At 69.3% G+C, this 17249-nt stretch carries 13 protein-coding genes; 8 read left to right on the top strand and 5 right to left on the bottom strand.

What is annotated here, in order from left to right; all coding sequences use genetic code 11:
* Positions 1-18: 18 nt before the first annotated feature.
* Complete coding sequence (locus WME79_RS43185) at positions 19-1950, top strand: jacalin-like lectin (RefSeq protein WP_437527526.1); 1932 nt, start codon at positions 19-21, stop codon at positions 1948-1950.
* A gap of 128 nt (positions 1951-2078) precedes the next feature.
* Here WME79_RS43185 and WME79_RS43190 read toward each other — a convergent pair whose 3' ends face one another.
* Together WME79_RS43190 and WME79_RS43195 are read right to left on the bottom strand one after the other, a co-directional pair.
* Positions 2079-3287 carry a cytochrome P450 gene (locus WME79_RS43190; RefSeq protein ID WP_437527528.1) on the bottom strand — a complete coding sequence of 403 codons (1209 nt, stop codon included), beginning with the start codon at positions 3285-3287 and terminating at the stop codon, positions 2079-2081.
* A gap of 15 nt (positions 3288-3302) precedes the next feature.
* Positions 3303-5759 carry a proprotein convertase P-domain-containing protein gene (locus WME79_RS43195; protein ID WP_437527531.1) on the bottom strand — a complete coding sequence of 819 codons (2457 nt, stop codon included), beginning with the start codon at positions 5757-5759 and terminating at the stop codon, positions 3303-3305.
* 498 nt (positions 5760-6257) lie between these two features.
* Between WME79_RS43195 and WME79_RS43200 the strand changes: the two genes are divergently transcribed.
* Positions 6258-7292 (top strand): hypothetical protein, encoded by a 1035-nt coding sequence (locus WME79_RS43200; protein WP_437527534.1) that lies wholly within the window; start codon positions 6258-6260, stop codon positions 7290-7292.
* Positions 7293-7305: 13 nt separating this feature from the next.
* Here the strand turns inward: WME79_RS43200 and WME79_RS43205 are convergent, their stop codons facing one another.
* Entirely contained in the window at positions 7306-8901 is a 1596-nt protein-coding gene (locus WME79_RS43205; protein ID WP_437527537.1) for a sensor histidine kinase, read from the bottom strand.
* Between the two features lie 192 nt (positions 8902-9093).
* On the opposite strand from WME79_RS43205, the gene WME79_RS43210 reads away from it, so the two are divergent.
* The 3 genes from WME79_RS43210 to WME79_RS43220 all read left to right on the top strand — a co-directional run bounded on the left by WME79_RS43210 (position 9094) and on the right by WME79_RS43220 (position 11001).
* Positions 9094-9570, top strand: a complete 477-nt coding sequence (locus tag WME79_RS43210; RefSeq protein WP_437527540.1) for a hypothetical protein — start codon at positions 9094-9096, stop codon at positions 9568-9570.
* Between the two features lie 91 nt (positions 9571-9661).
* Positions 9662-10078, top strand: a complete 417-nt coding sequence (locus WME79_RS43215; RefSeq protein ID WP_437527543.1) for a thiol-disulfide oxidoreductase DCC family protein — start codon at positions 9662-9664, stop codon at positions 10076-10078.
* A 632-nt stretch (positions 10079-10710) separates the two neighbouring features.
* Positions 10711-11001 carry a cupin domain-containing protein gene (locus WME79_RS43220; protein ID WP_437527545.1) on the top strand — a complete coding sequence of 97 codons (291 nt, stop codon included), beginning with the start codon at positions 10711-10713 and terminating at the stop codon, positions 10999-11001.
* 137 nt (positions 11002-11138) lie between these two features.
* Here the strand turns inward: WME79_RS43220 and WME79_RS43225 are convergent, their stop codons facing one another.
* Positions 11139-12647 (bottom strand): FAD-dependent oxidoreductase, encoded by a 1509-nt coding sequence (locus WME79_RS43225; protein WP_437540050.1) that lies wholly within the window; start codon positions 12645-12647, stop codon positions 11139-11141.
* A gap of 87 nt (positions 12648-12734) precedes the next feature.
* On the opposite strand from WME79_RS43225, the gene WME79_RS43230 reads away from it, so the two are divergent.
* Positions 12735-13379 (top strand): TetR/AcrR family transcriptional regulator, encoded by a 645-nt coding sequence (locus WME79_RS43230; RefSeq protein ID WP_437527547.1) that lies wholly within the window; start codon positions 12735-12737, stop codon positions 13377-13379.
* Positions 13380-13551: 172 nt separating this feature from the next.
* Positions 13552-15012 (top strand): FAD-dependent monooxygenase, encoded by a 1461-nt coding sequence (locus WME79_RS43235; protein ID WP_437540051.1) that lies wholly within the window; start codon positions 13552-13554, stop codon positions 15010-15012.
* 303 nt (positions 15013-15315) lie between these two features.
* Here the strand turns inward: WME79_RS43235 and WME79_RS43240 are convergent, their stop codons facing one another.
* The gene (locus tag WME79_RS43240; protein ID WP_437527550.1) at positions 15316-16083 is read right to left on the bottom strand and encodes an SDR family oxidoreductase; all 768 of its coding nucleotides are present in this window, start codon (positions 16081-16083) and stop codon (positions 15316-15318) included.
* Positions 16084-16221: 138 nt separating this feature from the next.
* Here WME79_RS43240 and WME79_RS43245 point away from each other — a divergent pair, with 138 nt between their 5' ends.
* Positions 16222-17205 (top strand): AraC family transcriptional regulator, encoded by a 984-nt coding sequence (locus tag WME79_RS43245; RefSeq protein WP_437527553.1) that lies wholly within the window; start codon positions 16222-16224, stop codon positions 17203-17205.
* Positions 17206-17249: the final 44 nt, after the last annotated feature.

The following is a 17249-nucleotide window of genomic DNA, read 5'->3' on the forward strand; positions in this document are numbered from 1 at the left end:
CCACTGCGAGGTTTCACCATGAGAACGAGCTCCATGATCGCCGCTGTCCTGATGACCCTCGGCGTGACGTCCGCCGCGACCACCGCCCGCGCCGACGGGATCGACGATTACAATGGCGGATGGATCGGGCGCGCCTGGAAGTACCAGCGCCAGATCGATCATGCGACGCCCCTCGCCGACAACACCATGATGGGCACGCACAACAGCTTCAACTCGGCCGACTACGGGTATGCCGACCCGAATCAGGCCCTGTCCATCAAGGACCAGCTCCGGCTCGGCGCGCGCTTCATCGAGCTCGACGTGCACTGGTACCCCAAGTACGAGGGGGTGTTTCAATACCCCTACCGCATGCTCCTCTGCCACGGCGAGTCCGACCACGCGGGCTGCAGCTTCTACGACAACTACCTGAGGACCGGCCTGCAAGAGATCAGGGATTGGCTCAAGAGCGACGACTCCAGGGATCAGGTCATCCTCCTCTATCTCGAGGCCTACTACGACGGCCGCGCCGACGTCGTGTACGACGAGCTCGACGAGTACATCGGCAACTGGATCTACAAGCCGCAGCAATGCGGCGAGATCCCCGCGACGCTGACCAAGGCCCAGGTCCTGGCCGGCGGCAAGAAGGTCGTCGTCTGGGACAACAGGTCGCGTGACTGCAGCACGGGGCTCGGCGGCTACAACGCGTACGTCTTCACGGGCATGGGCGGGATCGGCCGCAAATTCGAGGATCTGACGGCCGGTTCCGGGATCTCCGGCGAGGGCTCGTACCTCTACCCGGACGACATCAGGGATTACCTTCTCGCGGGCGTCAACGTCGTCAACCTGGACTACATGGTGGAGTACGACACGGATCGTCTGGCGGCCGGCGTCTGGAGCTGGGACGCGAGCGAGCCCAACGACGCCGGCGGGAACGAGGATTGCGCCGTCATGAAGGCAAACGGCCGCTGGAACGACGCGACCTGCTCCTCTTCGTACCGGTACGCCTGCCGCGACGACGGCAGGAACTGGAAGATCACCGCGAGCTACGGGCCCTGGGCTCAGGGGGCCGCCGCCTGCTACAGCGAGTTCGGCGGCACCTTCACGTTCGCGACGCCGGTCAACGCGACGGAGAACCAGAAGCTCCAGGCGCTCAAAGGAGGCTCCGCCTCGGTGTGGATCTCCTCGAACGACATCGCCGCGGAGGGGAAGTGGACCCCGGATGTGTATCTGTGGGACACGAACGAGCCCAATGACAGCGGCGACGAAGACTGCGCCACGTCGTGGGGCTCGGGCAAGCTCAATGACGACAAGTGCCTGACCAGCACCTACGCCTTCGCCTGCCGCAACAACGCCGGCGCGTGGTACATCACGTCGGCGAAGGGCCACTGGTACGGCGGCGACGACATCTGCTGGAACGAGAGCGGCGGCCAGTACGTCTACGGCGTCCCGCGCACGTGGGCCGAGAACGAGGCGCTGAAGAGCGCCAAGGCCGCAGCCGGGCAGAGCACCGTCTGGGTCGCCTACAACGACAGCGCCGTGGAAGGGAGCTGGCAGAGCAAGAACGTCCTCTATACGTCCGCCGTCGGTGGCAACGGCGGCGGCGCGTTCGACCTCGAGAATTTCGCGAACCCGAAGAGGATCGCGCACGTCGCGGTGCGGACCGGTGCCCGCGTCGACATGATCTCGCTCCGCTACAAGACCGGCGAGGAGGTGACGTACGGCGGCGACGGCGGCAGCCTCAAAGAGATGAACATGCGCGCGGGCGAGCGGCTCACCTACGCGAAGGCTTGCACGGGGAGCTCCCAGGACGAAGTGCATTACATCCGGCTCGAGACCAATCAAGGCCAGGTGATCGAAGGCGGCAGCATGCCCTCCGGAGCGCAGTGCACGGTCGCGCAATCGGACGAGATCACCGGTATCCACGGCCGCTCCGGCGCGCGCATCGACAAGCTCGGGTTCATCTACAAGTGACTGCGCCGGTCAATCGGCGCACATGACCTCGCTCGTGCGGGCGCGGCTCCAAGCCAACGTCGGTTGGGCGATCGCCTCCACGGGCAATCCGAAGAAGCCGCTGGAGACGGGGCACGCCCTGGGACGAGCTATCCGGCAGGGCGCGCGCACCGGACCGGCATCGATTTCACACCGCTCACCCAGTTCGAGCGGAGCCGCACGGCCGGCCCGGCGAGCTCGAGATCGGGGAGCCTGCGCAGGAGCTCCTCGAAGGCGACCCGCGCCTCCAGGCGCGCGAGCACGAGGCCCAGGCACACGTGGGGGCCAATGCCGAAGGAGAGGTGCTCGTTGGGCGTCCGGCCGACATCGAACTTATGCGGATCGCTGAAGACCGCCTCATCGCGGTTGGCCGAGACGTACCACAGCACCACCTTGTCCCCGGCGACGATCCGCTGCCCGTGGAGCTCGGTGTCCCGCACCGCAGAGCGCCGAAAGTAATAGACCGGCGGCGTGAAGCGCAGCATCTCCTCGATGGCGGTCGGGAGGAGCGAGGGATCCTCGAGCAGACGCCGGCGCTGGTCGGGGTGGTCGAGGAGCGCGAGCATCCCGTTGGAGATGAGGTTCTTCGTGGTGTCGTGGCCGGCCGTGAGCAGCAGGTTGAAGAAGCCGCCGAACTCCGTGTAGGAGAGCTTCTCGCCGTCCACCTCGGCGGCCATGAGCAAGCTCAGCATGTCGTCCTTGGGCTCCTTCCGCCGCTGCTCGGCGAGCTGGTGCGCATAGGCGTTCATGTTGTGGAGCACGGCGTTCAGCTCCTCGGGCGTGACGCCATAGGCAGGATCGCTGGCCCCGAAGAACCGCGTCGTCCAGTCGAGCATCTGCTCCTGATCCTCGCGGGGGACGCCGAGCACCTCGAGGATCACGGAGAGAGGCAGCTTGCCCGCGATGTCGCTGGCGAAGTCGCACCCGCCGCGCTCGCAGGCGTCGTCGATGAGCCTCGTCACGAGCTCCCGCACGTGGCTTTCGAGGCGCTGGATGACACGGGGCGTGAACCCCTTGCTGACCAGCGCCCGGAAGCGGGCGTGCCGGGGCGGATCCATCATGATCATGACATCGGGGTTGTCGCGCATGTCCCCCGGCGGGAGATCCTCGATGAAGAGGCCGCGCCCCGAGCAGAACGCGGCCGGATCGCGCGAGATGCGGGCGACGTCGGCGTGCCGCGTGATCGCCCAGAACCCCCTGCCCGCCGGCTCGGGGTGCCAGTGGACGGGCGCCTCCCGGCGGAGGATCTCGAAGCGATCGTGCGGCGCACCCGCGAGGTAGAGGTCTGGATCGAGGATATCGACGGTTTCAGGGGTCATCTGGACGGGATCTCCTCAGGAGCTTCGCGAGCGTAACCGCTTGCGACGCATCGTGCCCAGCGCGATGAGCGCGAGCGCCGCAGGCCATGGCCACGTGGGCTCGTCACCGCCCACAAAGCGGCACCCGCAGCCGCCCGTCTCGTCGCTGCTGGCGGACGGGTCGCCGTTCGGGCTGGCGCCCGCGCCGCTGCCCGCCGTGGCGGTGCCGGTTCCCGCGCCGCCAGCACCGCTGCCTGTCGCGCCGCCTTCGCCCGTGGTGCTGCCCCCGCTCGTGCCGGCGCCGCTGGCCGCCGTGGCGCCGCCGGTCCCCGCGCCGCCGGCGCCGCTGCCCGTCGCGCCGCCTTCACCCGTGGTGCTTCCGCCGCTCGTGACGGCGCCGCTGGTCGCGGTAGCGCCGCCGGTCCCTGCGCCGCCGGCGCCGCTGCCGGTCGCGCCGCCTTCACCCGTGGTGCTTCCGCCGCTCGTGACGGCGCCGCTGGTCGCCGTGGCGCCGCCGGTCCCCGCGCCGCCAGCGCCGCTGCCCGTCGCGCCGCCTTCGCCCGTGGTGCTTCCGCCGCCGGTATCGCCGCCTTCGCCCGTGCTGCTGCGCGGGCAGCCCAGGACCGACACGTCGTCGATCGCGAGACCGGCAAGCTGGACGCTCGCGTCGCTGTCGAGGTGGAACACCACCTCGACTCGCTTTCCGGCGTATCCGCTGATGTCGGCGTAATGCGTGCCCCATCCCGCGCTCTCCTGGAGCACCAGGTTGGAGCTACCGACGGTCGTGGTCATCGATGCATCGAGGAACTCCCAGAGGCGCCTGGCGTTCGCCCCCCCGACCTCGCGGATCTCCACCCACCCGTGATCCGAGGACGCGTTGTCGAGCTGGTACTTCATCGCCCAGCGGAGCTGGATGGGCCCCTCCACCCCGGACAGGTCGATCGGAGGGGAGACGAGATCCTGATTTGAGCTCGCGTTGTACACGCCCGACAGGTTCGTCTTCCAGCATTGCGTCCCGCCGTTGCACGTCGCGATCGGCGCGGCGCTCGGTGCGCCGAGCGCCCACGCGTCGGCTGTGCCGGCGTGCGTGAAGCCCTGCGCGCCGCCCTCGAAGTCCGCCGACAGCCGGGTGGACGGGTCGTCGCCGCTCGAGCACGAGAGCGCGGGGATCGGCGCGTCGCAGATCGTGAGGCTCCACGCGGACAACGCGCCGAGGTTGTTCGAGTTGTCCGTGTCGTCCCGGAGCGTGAGCGTCCACCGGCCTCCACCGTTCTCCCCATCGAACCAGTGCAAGCGGTAGTCGAGCTCCGGCTGCACCATCATGCCGTTCAGCAGGGTGAAGTGTCCGGCCGGGAACGCAGCCTCGTCGTCGATCGTGATATCGAGGTTCGGGTAGGTCCTGCTGCCGATATCGGTGAAGAGACCGTTGGTGTTGCCGGCCGGCGAGACGAGGTACACGTCCACGTCGGGGGGCATGGGATGGCTGAGCCGGACGCTCACGTTCAGGTCACCGATACGGGGCGCGCCCGGAACGTCGATGAACGACGTCGTGGGCGCGCCGAAGACGATGTCCCTGGGCACGTTCGCGCTGTCGTACGTGGTGCACCCCACGCTCGGCGCCGCCGGATGGACGCTCACGCTGAGCCCGTAATCACCCGCCGTCACCGAGCCCGTCACGGTCACCCTGTAGGTGCCCGCGGCTTTCACCGTCGCGAAGATGGCGTCCGAGTACGGTGTTTCGACAGGCCCGGATTGGTTGTCCACCTGGATGTCGAACCCGGACCCGAAGGGACCGATCGCGAGCGCGGCGGCGAACTGCGTGAGGTCGCGCGTCGGGTCCTGATCGAGGCTCGCGAAGAGGGTGTCGCCGGCGTTGAGGGAGAGCGAGTAGCTGTCGACATCGCTCGCGTTGGTGTGCGTGCCAGCGATCCAGCCGGTCGCGGGGAGCGCCTGCGGTGTCGTGTCGTTCGGCTCGATCTCCGCCGTGGGCGCGCCGCTCTGCACCTTGAGGTGGAGGTCGTAGGGGCGCACCTGGACGGTCGCGGAGGGCACGCGCACGCGCGCGTAGTACGTTCCCGCGGTCGCGAGGTGCGTGCCCGCGATGCTCGGCGACAGGCCCCCGAACGACCCGTTGAAGACGTCGGTCTCCAGCACTGTCGTGCCATCCTGATCGAGGATGTCGAGGTCGGCGTCCTGCGATGCGGTAGAAGACGCGGTCATCACGGCCGCGTAGACACGGCTCCCGGCAGGCGCCTGGAACGAGAAGAGATCCATGTCGCCGTCTGGAACGAGGTTGGCGCGCACGACCGTGTCGCTGGAGATGGCGTTCGCCTGCAACGCCGTCCCGTTGGGCTCCGCCTCCGAGGCGAGCTCTTGTCCGACGGCCAGGTGTGCCCTGCCAAGACCGTCGCCTTCGCTCGTGCCACAGCCGGCGAGGATCAACGCCACCGCGCCCTGCGCGACGGACCAGCTGATGACATCCCTGCTTCTCACGTCGTTTCCCTTCCGTTCAGCTGCCCCACAGCGCCCAGGCTCCGTGGCGGGGCAACATCATAGCTGCCATCTCGACTCTGTGGGTGCCGACCTCTGGAGCGGGACGCCTGAGGTACGTCGCTGTGCGCCCCGCAAGCTGTGGCGTGAAAGCGACTCCTTCGATGCATCGACAAATTGTTGATATAGCACCGCTTTTCCAGGGGAGCTTTCAGGGTGAGGAAGAGTGCGAGATTGCAGAGAAGAATGTTCTGTCAGTCGGGGCAGGTCCTGCGTTTGGGGGTTGACGTTTCCGAAGCGTACGGTCGCACGCTGGCGCCGCTCGCGGCGGAGCACGCCTCGGCGTGATGTGACGCCGCCGCCGGAGACGGCATCTCATCTCCTTGGCAGAGGCGTTGGACTATCTCGTCTCGTAACTGATGCTCCTCGACAACGTCGCCACGAATTCACGCGAGCTCTTCCGCCGTTCATCTAGTCGTGGGGAGGAAAGGCGGTCTTCCCATGATGTCCTTGAATCGCCGCGGCGCCGCCGTGGCTGCTTCGTGTCTCGCGCTCTCTGCTTGCTCACTCGACGTCGCCGAGGAGGCTGTCGCGGAGGCCAGCGACGCGCTCACTGTCACCTCGGCCGATGGGCGCGCCGCGCTCGCGCTGCGCTGGGCGCCGATCCATTACCAGGACGTGGACGTGACCGGCTCGCACGCGCTCGGCGGCCGCGCCGATTACATCTCCCGCGTCGACTTCGACGGGGACTGGTCGGCCACCAACAACTGGGAGAACGCCGGCGGGCGAGCCCTCCCGGCGCACGCTTACCACGCCGTCGTCGAGACCGGCACACACTGGTTCATCGTGTACACCTTCTTCCACCCGCGCGACTGGATGGACTCGCCCTTTGACACCGAGCACGAGAACGACTCCGAAGGGGTGCTCGTCATCGTCGAGCGCGACGGCACCGAGCACGGCCGCCTCCTAGGCGCCGTGACCGTCGCCCACACCGACTTCTACTCGTTCGTGCCCGACGGGAGCCCCCTCGTCGGGGGCAACGAGTCCATCGACGGCAAGCTGTCGCTCGCCTCGTTCGGGGGGCAGAGCCACCCGATCACGGCGCAGGAGGCGAAGGGGCATGGGCTCAAGGCCTGGCCGAGCTACGATATCGTAGGCGACGGGGTGAAGTACTATCCGTCGCTCACCCAGGCCGAGGAGCCCTCGTCGGCCTCGGACCCGGACGTGCGTTACCGGCTGATCGACACGTACGGGCCCGACGGCATCTGGCCCCGCCGCAACCTCGCGACGCTGTTCACCTCGAGCGGCGCTTTCCTCGGCGACCGCGGCGGCGGCTGCGGCTCAGGCCTGTCCTTTTACTGCCCGACGAACGCCGCCAACGCGCCGTGGGGCTGGGACGACGGCGATGACGGGCCCATCGCCCGCGGGGAGATCGCGACCGATCCTGCCAAGCTCGTCGCGCACTACTTCGGCGTGCCTGCGGGCTTCTCCAGGAGCTATTCGTTCAACCCGTTCCTCGGTATCGGATCGCCCTAGCGCCGGCGTCACCTCACCCCGCCGCCTCCGCCGCCCTCTCGGGCCACCGCGCCTCGAAGCGCGCGCCGCCCCCCGGGCCGCGCTCGTAGCGCAGCGCTCCCCCGTGCCGCTCCAGCCAGCGCGCCGCGACGGCCAGGCCGAGGCCCGTGCCCGGGTGCTTTGCGTCTCGCCCCCGACCCGTCACGAACGGCTGGAACAGCATCGCCTCGATCTCGGCCGGCACCCCCGGGCCGTTGTCCTCCACGCGCACGACCACGAAGCCGCCCTCGCCGCGCGTGACCACCGCCCGGATCCGCCCCTCGGGGCTCCCGTCGAGCGCGATGGCCGCGTTCTGCAGCAGCGCCGTGGCGACGTCGAGGAACGCCCCGCGGTCGGCCTCGACGAAGATCGAGCCGCCTGACTCGGGCGCCACCTCGATGGGCGGCGCGCCCTCGCCGACGATCTGCCGGACCTGGCTCGCCGCGAGCCGCAGCGTGGAGAGCACGTCGACCTCGCTCACCTCGAGCGGCCTCGGGCGGCTGTAGCGGAGCAGATCGTCGAGGAAGCGCCTCGCCCGGTCGACCTGGGCGCGCAGCGACGCCACGGTCTCGGGCCTGGCGCCCTGCCGCTCGAGCAGCTTCGCCTGCGCGGCGATGACCCCGAGCGGATTGCGGATCTCGTGCGCGACCGCGCTCGCGAGGCGGCCGAGCTCGGCGAGCCGCTCGGCCTGGTCGGCGCGCACCTCGACGCGCTCGATCTCGTCGGCGAGGTCGCGGACGCCGATGGGCCTCGAGAACAGCCGGCGCCCGAGGTGCTCCACGACGAGCATGCGCAGCGGATCGGACGGGAGCGCGGCGAGGAAGACGACGAAGGCGAGCCAGCCGAGCGACGCGCCGCCGCCTGGCGCGATCACGGGCAGGACCTTGAAGAAGACAACGAGCCCGAGCGTCGAGAGGAGCGCTGTCAGGCCGGCGTAGGCGAGCCCCTGCGCGAAGACGCGGCGGGAGCGGCCCAGCTCGCCGATGAGCACGGCGTAGGCCACGAGCAGGATGGCGAGGAGCAGGAGCGGCGCGCCGAGGAGCACGTCGCCGAGCCGGAGCACACGCAGCACCACGACGAAGCCGCCCCCGAGCGTGGCGAGCACGCTGCCGAAGAAGAGCGCGGCGATGCGCTGCCGCTGGAGCCCCCGGGCCGCGAGCGCCGCGCGCCCGAGGCGAACGCCGACCACGACCCAGGCGACGCCCATGACGACCGAGAGCGGGAAGAACAGCGGTCCAGGCGAGCGGGCGCCAGGACCGTAGAGGAGGCGCGGGTCGACGGCCCCGAGCAGCGCGACCGCGGCGCTCACGGCGTAGGCCAGGACGACGGGGCGGCGCGAGGCGCCGGCGACGTCGGCGTAGGCGTGGGCGAGGCCCGCGGCGACGATGATCCCGCTCGGAATGACGTGCTCGGCGAGAACGAGCGTGCCGTCGGTCTCGAGCAGGATGAGCCCTGTCACCCAGAAGGCGAGGAAGAAGCAGAGCGCGACGAGGCCGCGGCCCACGTTGCGCCCGAGCCGCAGCGCGGTGACCGCGACGGTCACGGCAGCGGCCCAGAGCGGGTAGTACGCGAGAGCGACCAGGGGTCTCACACGGCCTCGGCGGGGTAGGAAGCCCCGACGATAGCGCCAGAGGCCCCGGGGGCGCGAGGTGTCCACGGCGTGGACAGCGGCCTGCCCATGGCCTGGGCACCGCGGCCCGCCGCCGCGCCTCGATCCGGTCGATCAGCGCGGATCCCGCGGCTGGCACGGGCGCTGCTGAGAGGGCTGTCGAGGAGACGAACCATGGCAGAAGCGGTCGAAAGCTATCTCATCGCGGTGTACGGGGCCTATGCGGTCATCAGCGTCGGACTGACGATCTGGATCGCCCGCACGCTGTTCAAGAATGGATCGGTGTTCCTGGAGGAGGTGTTCGCCGACAACCCGAGGATGGCCGAGGCGGTGAACCGCCTGCTCGTCGTGGGGTTCTACCTGGTGAACCTGGGGTATGCGTCGCTGATCCTGAAGGCGGAAGGCTCGGCGACGATGACGGAGGCGGTCGAGGTGCTGTCGTCGAAGCTGGGCCTGCTCCTGCTCTCGCTCGCGCTGATGCACTTCACGAACCTCCTCGTGTTCCACCGCATCCGCCGCCGCGCGAAGCTCGCGGTCCTGCCTCCCCCGGTCGCGCCGCAGATGCGCATCGATCCGCGCACGGAGCGCGCGGAAGAGGAGATGTCCGCGCAGCGACAGCGCCGGCGGGCCGTCGCGGAGGTCTCGGCGTGACGAGCGCAGACGCGGGCGTGAGGCGCCGTGGCGCCTCGCGCTGGCGGCGCGGCCAGGCGCCCTGGCCTCCGCGCTGCGAGGAGAGCGGGCCATGATCGAGCGAATCACCGTGCTCTATGACGCCGAATGCGCGCTGTGCGCGCGGTGCCGCCACTGGATGGAGCACCAGACGGCGCTTGTCGAGATGGAGTTCCTGCCCGCCCGCTCCCCCGAGGCGGCGGAGCGGTACGGGGCCGTTCCCTGGCTCGGCGAGGAGCTCGTCGTGATCAGCGATCGCGGCGAGGTCTGGGCTGGCCCCGCGGCCTTCATCGTGGCGCTCTGGGCGCTCGAGGGGTATCGCGAGTGGTCGTACCGGCTGAGCGGCGACACGCTCTCGAAGATGGCGGAGCGCTTCTTCCACGCGCTGTCGGGCAACAGGAAGTGGCTCGCGGGCTGGTTCGGCCACCCGTCCTGCGCGAGCGGCTCCTGCCGGCTGCCGGGAGCGCCGGCGGCAGGGCCTTACCGGTGAAGAGAGCTAGTTTCGCCCGCCTGAGGTCCGGCCAGGGATCCGGCGAGAGATTTCAACCCATGTCCCCCTGCTTTGGACCGTTGACAAGCGGCAAGCCATGAACTACAAATGTAGTTCTGTAGGAGGCGTTCCAAGAACCTCTCCTGATGCGGAGACGCGTGAGGGCCCCGTCAGGAAGTGTGCGATGAAGAGGCGCTCGGCGGCGGCCGTTGCCGCAATCGCCACGCAGGTCTGAGCTCGCCCCGGACGGTTCGACTTGGAAGAGGAGTGCCATGGAAAAGAGCGTGCTCGATTGCAAGTTTTCCTCGACGTTGTTCGGCGGTGCGACGTTGTTGCTTCTTCTGGTGAGCGCTTGTGCGACGCAGCCGTCCCCCGCGCCTGTGTCCGCTGACTCGAAGCTCCCGCTGAACGGGCCGGAGGCGACGCCGAGCGTTCGAACGCAGGAAACCGAGGGCGGCGCGGCTCCAGTGCCGGCGGCCAACGCCAACCAACTTGCCTCGCCTGCGGTGGAAACGCCCCCGAATGCACGAGCTCCGGCGACGACCGCGCCAGGCTCCGCAGGAAGCGCGGAGCGCGCCCAGGAACCGAAAACTGCCCAGGGAATCTCGCGCACGCTGCTCGATCAGTCGGACTTGCAGGAGCTTCCCGGGTGGGAGACGCGGATGTACCTCATCGAGTATGCGCCCGGCGTCGCGGCGCCGCCGCACCACCACCCGGCGGCTGGCGTCGGGTACGTGGTGAACGGCAGCTTCGAATCCACCTTCGAGGGCGGCAAGACCATCGAGGTCCGCGAAGGGCAGAGCTTTCGGGACTTGCCGAACGTGCCCCACGTGATGTTCAAGAACACGAGCGCCACGAAGCCGCTCAAGTTCGTCATATCTTACGTGGTCCGCAAGGGCGCTCCAGTACTGGTCGTCCCGTGACCACGCTTCGCATCGTCGAAGCAACGGTCGGCTGGCACCAAACGCCCTCATGGCCCTCGCCGCTGCCAGAACGCACTTCGCTCACATCGGGTTTGCGCTTCTCTGTCGCGCCCGTCGCAGACCCGCCGTCGCGACGCTCAGCGGAACGCGGCGAGATGGTCCGAGACGGCCGAGGCGTCGCCGGCGTCGGAGATCAGCGCGACGTAGCCGTCGGGGCGGATGAGAACGAGGGTGCGCTCCGTCGCGCCATAGGCGCGGGCGAGATGGCCCGCGGTGTCGGCGACGTCGCCGGGGCCCGCCGGCTGTCCGACGACACGGAGCGTCCTCAGGTCGGAGGCTGAGGCGCCGATCGCAGGCGCGGGCCCGAAGCTCAGCAACGTGAAGCGCCCGCCGCGCGTCAGCTCGAACAGCCGGCGTTCACCTTCCACCGTGGCCAGCTTCGTCGCATCGGGGGCGCGGTCGCCGGCGCGGAGCAGGGCAGCCTCCTCGCGGTCGTCGCGCGCCAGGGAAGAGCCGCGGTAGTGGATGTCGAGCTGGGTGACGCTCGCATCGCGGCGGAGGGCGACGTCCTTCCGCTCGAGCACCTGCTGGAGGCGCGTGTTCGAGAGCGCGAGCACGCCGCCTGCGATCGGTCGCCGCTCGGCCTCGTAGCTGTCGAGCAATGCCGGCGAGGCGCCGTTCGCGACCGCCGCCAGCTTCCAGCCGAGGTTGTGCGCATCCTGGATGCCTGTGTTCATTCCCTGGCCGCCGGCGGGCGAGTGGATGTGCGCCGCGTCGCCGGCGAGGAACACGTGACCCTCGCGATATCTGTCGACCAGGCGGACGTTCGCGCGCCACAGCGACGACCACGTCGGCTCGTGGAGCCGGAGGTCGGTGCGGCCGCTCCGCCGCTCGAGGATCGCCCGCATGTTCGCGAGGCTGAGCTCGGGGTCCTGTCCCGGCGCGACGACGGCGTGAACCTGGAAGACGTCGGTCGAGGGCAGCGGGCAGAGGCCGAAGACGCCCTCCTCATGCCACCAGATGCGCCAGGCGTCGCGGTCGAGGCCGTCGACGTGGGCGTCGGCGACGATCATCCGCACTTCCTCGCGGGTCTCCCCCTCGAACGCGATGCCGGCCTGCTTGCGGACGATGCTGTGGCCGCCGTCGCAGCCGACCAGCCAGCGCGCGGCGAGCGTCTCCGTCTCACCGCCTTTGACAACCACCGCCGACACGCCTCCGTCGGACTGCTCGAAGCTCGCGAGCACAGCACCGAATTCGACCGCGCCGCCGAGCTCCACAAGCCGCAGCCGCAGCGCTTCCTCGGTGCGCCATTGGGGCGTGATCAGGCTCGCCGGATAGGGGATGTCGGAGCGACCCTTCAACGCCTCAGGGATGGCGCCGCCCAGCGTCACCCGGCCGTCGGGAGCCGTGGAGAGGATCGGCATCGCCATCCGGCCGTGGGCGATCACGCGATCGACGATGCCGAGATCGTCGAAGACCTCGAGCGTGCGCGGCTGGATGCCCTTGCCGCGAGAGCCGGGCCGCGGGCCTGGGGCGGCCTCGATCAGGCGGAAGGGCACGCCGCTGCGGGCGAGCTCGCAAGCCAGCGTCAGCCCGGTCGGGCCGGCGCCGACGATCAGCACTGCGCACGCCTCGGGATCCGCCATCGTCGGCCTCCGGTTCAAGAGAGTGATCCATCTCTTATCACCCGCGATGTTGATAAGAAATGAAAATCTCTCTAAACGGTCAGATCCATGGCGACAGGAACACGAACGCGAGTGCGCAGCAGGCGGCGCGGCGCGCAGCTCGAGGCCGATCTGCTCGACGCGACCTGGGACGAGCTGGTCGAGGTCGGCTTCGCGAACCTGACCATGGAATCGGTCGCCGCGCGCGCTCGCACGGGGATCGCGGTCCTGTACCGTCGCTGGGCGAACAAGGACGAGCTGGTGTTCGCCGCCATCCAGCACCGCCGGGACGCCAACCCGGTCGCGGTCCCCGACACCGGCGCCCTGCGCAGCGACCTGCTCGCCCACCTGACGGCCCTGAGCGACGCCCTTGCCGGCTTCTTCGCCATCGCCGCAGCCGCCGCCTTCTCGGGGTTGCTGGCCGGCACCGGCCTGACCCCCTCGCAGGTGCGCGACAAGGTCATGGACACCCCGAAGCCGCGTGCCCGCATCCCCTACCAACGCGCCCACGACCGCGGTGAGATCAACCTCGAGCGCATTCCCTCCGCCGTGCTCGCCCTGCCGTACGACCTCGTGCGGCACGACCTGCTCATGGATCTCAAGCCGCTGAAGCCCGCACGCATCCAGTCCATCGTGGACGAGCTCTTCCTGCCCCTCGTCCAGAGCTTTGGAGCGCGCGAAGGCGATGCAGCACGCCGCGTTCGGCGTCGATGATCACCTACGAACGCCGGACGATCGCAAAATTCGGCGCGCCACCGCGTGCCGCGAGGCGCGCGTGCAGCGAGGAGACGAGCGCGCCTCCCGGCCATCTCCAGCTCTAGCGTATACCAGACATGGGGGCTTGCCGGAAGCCCCTGGGTGTGCCGCATCGTGCTGCACCATGAAGATGCCGAAGCACGCCGTGATGATCGCTGGTGGAGGTCCGACGGGACTCATGTTGGCGGCCGAGCTTGCGCTGGCGCGAATCGACGTCGCCGTCGTCGAGCGGCGGGAGAACCAGGACCTCGCCGGCTCGCGCGCGGGCGGCCTGCACGCACGCACGATCGAGGTCTTCGATCAGCGTGGCGTCGCGGAGCGCTTTCTCTCACAAGGGCAGGTGATGCAGGTCGCTGGCTTCTCGTTCATCCCTCTCGACATCAGCGACTTCCCTGTTCGCCACAACCACGGGCTCGCGCTCCGCCAGAACCGGATCGAGCGCATCCTGGCCGACTGGGTCTCCGAGCTGCCGGTGACGTTCTATCGCGGGCGTGACGTGACGGGGTTTGCGCAGGACGACACGGGCGTCGACGTCGAGCTGTCTGACGGCGCGACGCTACGAGCGAAGTATCTCGTCGGGTGCGACGGCGGTCGCAGCCTGGTCCGCAAGAAGGCGGGCATCGACTTCACCGGATGGGACGCGTCGACGAGCTACCTGATCGCGGAGGTGGACATGGCGGACGAGCCCGCGTGGGGCGTCCGCCGCGGAGAAAAGGGCGTCAACGCCCTGGGGAAGCTGGAGGACGGAAAGCGTGTTGGCGTCGTGCTCGTGGAGCCGCACGTCGGCAAAACTGACAAGCCGACGCTACAGGATCTGCGCGATGCGCTCGTCGCGGTCTACGGCACCGACTTCGGTGTTCATAACCCGACCTGGCTATCCCGATTCAGCGACATGGCTCGGCAAGCGGCGTCCTACCGAGACCGGCGTATCCTCCTCGCGGGCGACGCGGCGCACGTGCACGCGCCGGCAGGTGGACAGGGACTCAACATCGGCGTCCAGGACGCCGTGAACCTGGGATGGAAGCTCGCCCAGGTGGTGAACGGCACATCGCCCGACAGCCTGCTCAACACCTATCACGCCGAGCGGCACCCCATCGCTGCCCGCGTGCTGCGCCTGACCATGGCACAAACCGCGCTCGGTCGCGGCGACGATCGAACGGAGGCCCTGCGCGAGACCGTGACCGAGCTGCTCAAGATGGACGAGCCTCGCAAGCGCTACGCCGCGATGATGTCGGGTCTCGACATTCGCTACGACCTCGGTGAAGGACACCCGCTGCTCGGACGTCGCGTGCCCGATCTCGAGCTGGTCACCGAAAGCGGACCGCTGCGAGTCTTCACGCTGCTGCACGAGGCAAGGCCGGTCTTGCTCAACCTCGGTGAGCCGGGGGCCTTCGACATCACTCCCTGGGCCGCTCGTGTTCGGCTGCTCGAAGCTCGCCCCGCTGGTGTGTGGGAGCTCCCGGTGCTCGGCGCGGTACCTGCGCCGGCGGCTGTCTTGATTCGACCCGACGGACACGTCGCGTGGGTCGGAGAAGGGACGGACCACGGCCTTCGCGACGCCCTCACCACCTGGTTCGGATCGCCCACGTAGCGGAGCGCCACGATGTAAAGTGCGCCGCGCGCCCCGCCGCCGCGCGCGCGATGGCCAAGGACAAGCCCGGCTGGGCGAGCGCCGCGCGCAACATGCGAGAATGCCAGATCAGGGGCCGATCGACGCGCGCTACCTCAGCGGAGCGCGGCCGCGGGCAGGACGCCTCGCCCGCGGCGCCCCAGACCGAGAGCGTCACGAGCCTCTTCACCCCGGCGGCCCTGGCCTACCCGCGCAGGCAAGCCGACCTGCATCTCGATACGGGCGCCAGTTGCTGGCTCCGGCAGCCCGATGATGGCCTGACCGTCAGCGCGCCGTCATTCCGCCGTCGACGCGGTAGTTCCCGCCGGTCAGCCACCTCCCGCGATCCGACGCGAGGAGCGCGACGACCTCCGCGACATCGTCGGTGGTGCCGAGGCGTCCGAGCGGCACCTGCTGGACAAACGCATCGACCGGCATGCCCATCCCATCGGTGTACGTCTTCCGCAGCTCGTCAGAGCTGGGTGTCGCCACCGGCCCCGGCGTCACGACGTTCACGCGGACGCCGCTCGGCGCGAGCTCCACGGCGAGCGCGCGCGAGTAGGTGTCGAGCGCCGCCTTCGCGGCGCAGTAATGTGCGAACGAGCCGATCGGCATCGTCGCTGCCGTCGACGAGATGTTCACGACCGCGGCGGTCTTCGAGGCGCGGAGCGCCGGCAGGACCGCGTTCGTGAGGCGGACCGCGGACAAGAGGTTGAGCGCGAGGGCGTCTTGCCACTCCTCGTCGGGGATCGTCGCGGAGCCTTCCAGGAACGCGCGCGACCCGCCCGCGTTGTTCACGAGGATGTCGAGGCCGCCGAGGGCCACGAGCGCCTCTGCGGCGATCGCCTTCACCCCTTCGCTCGTGCGGACGTCGCCGGAGATGAACGTCGCCGCCGCGGGGGTGACGTCGCTGCGCGAGCGCGCGGCGACCACGACCTTGGCGCCGGCATCGAGGAGGCGCTGAGCGATCGCCGCGCCGATGCCGCGCGAGCCTCCGGTGACGAGGACACGGCGACCGATGAACTCCTTCGAAAGATCGAGCTTGCTGGACATGAGATTCCTTTCGTCGAGAACGACGCATCCTTCATACGGTTCGCGATCCGTACGAACCATGCGAAGCTGTCCGGGAAAGTTTCGAAATCGTCCGCACGGCTTGGACACCGCGGCCCGCGCTCATTACGCTATCGATCGATGGATGCTTTGAGCGCGGTGCTTGCCCTGGTTCGTCTGCAGCGGACGCGCTGGGTCTCCACCGTCGGGCGCGCGCCGTGGGGCGTTGCCCTGCCGGTGAGCAAGGGCTGCATCCGGTTCCACTACGTGGTCCGCGGCAGCGCCTGGCTCAGCGTCGACAAGACGGACGAGCCGCGCGTCGCGCTCTCCGGTGGCGATCTCGCGGTACTTCCGCTCGGCCACGCCCACGCGCTGCGCGACCATCCGCGGAGCACCCCCCGGAGCTTCGCCGAGGTCGCGCGATGCGCCACCCACTCGACCCATGGCGTCATCCACATCGATCTCGGCACGAAAGGCCCCGAGACGACCTTCATCACCGGCGCCTTCGTGCTCGACGATCCGCTCGCGACACCGATCCTCGCGACGCTGCCACCGCTCATCCGGATGACTCCCGACACGGAGCAGGCGGTGCCGTCGTTCTTCGAGAACATCCAGTTCATCACTCGTGAGGTCGAGACGAACCGGCCCGGGTCCGAGATCGTCCTCCTTCGGATGGCGGACGTCATGTTCATCCAGATCCTCCGCGCGTACCTCGCGCGCTTGCCTGAGGACGGCGGCGGCTTCCTCGGCGCGCTCCGCGATCCGAGCACCGCCGCGGCGCTCGGCGCGATGCACCGGCGCGCCGAGGAGCCGTGGACGGTGGCCTCGCTCGCGAAGGAAGTGGGCCTCTCGCGCTCGGTCTTCGCGGCGCGCTTCACCGAGCTCGTCGGCGAGCCGCCGCTCGGCTACCTCACGCGGCTCCGCATGCAGAAGGCTGCGGTTCTCCTCCGCGAGGGCGCGCCGCTCGCGAAGGTCTCGCACCTCACCGGCTACTCGTCCGAGGCCTCGTTCAGTCACGCGTTCCGGCAGTGGGCCGGCATGGCCCCCGGCGCATGGCGGCGGCGCTTCAAGTCAAGCGATCCGAGCGCGGCTTCGGACGGAGGGCGTCGAGCCCTCCGTGCTTGAAGGCGTAGTACCAGCGCTCAAGCGCGTGAATGAAAGAAGCCCTA

Origin of the sequence: Sorangium sp. So ce726 (assembly GCF_051521405.1) — a bacterium.
In the GTDB taxonomy this organism is placed as follows: Bacteria; Myxococcota_A; Polyangia; order Polyangiales; family Polyangiaceae; genus Sorangium.

Bases quoted from the DNA above. Each gene is read 5' to 3' on its own strand.
- WME79_RS43240 (WP_437527550.1), bottom strand. From the start codon at position 16,083: ATGTCCAGCAAGCTCGATCTTTCGAAGGAGTTCATCGGTCGCCGTGTC.
- WME79_RS43210 (WP_437527540.1), top strand. From the start codon at position 9,094: ATGGCAGAAGCGGTCGAAAGCTATCTCATCGCGGTGTACGGGGCCTAT.
- WME79_RS43190 (WP_437527528.1), bottom strand. From the start codon at position 3,287: ATGACCCCTGAAACCGTCGATATCCTCGATCCAGACCTCTACCTCGCG.
- WME79_RS43185 (WP_437527526.1), top strand. From the start codon at position 19: ATGAGAACGAGCTCCATGATCGCCGCTGTCCTGATGACCCTCGGCGTG.
- WME79_RS43225 (WP_437540050.1), bottom strand. From the start codon at position 12,647: ATGGCGGATCCCGAGGCGTGCGCAGTGCTGATCGTCGGCGCCGGCCCG.
- WME79_RS43245 (WP_437527553.1), top strand. From the start codon at position 16,222: ATGGATGCTTTGAGCGCGGTGCTTGCCCTGGTTCGTCTGCAGCGGACG.
- WME79_RS43200 (WP_437527534.1), top strand. From the start codon at position 6,258: ATGATGTCCTTGAATCGCCGCGGCGCCGCCGTGGCTGCTTCGTGTCTC.
- WME79_RS43215 (WP_437527543.1), top strand. From the start codon at position 9,662: ATGATCGAGCGAATCACCGTGCTCTATGACGCCGAATGCGCGCTGTGC.
- WME79_RS43235 (WP_437540051.1), top strand. From the start codon at position 13,552: ATGCCGAAGCACGCCGTGATGATCGCTGGTGGAGGTCCGACGGGACTC.
- WME79_RS43230 (WP_437527547.1), top strand. From the start codon at position 12,735: ATGGCGACAGGAACACGAACGCGAGTGCGCAGCAGGCGGCGCGGCGCG.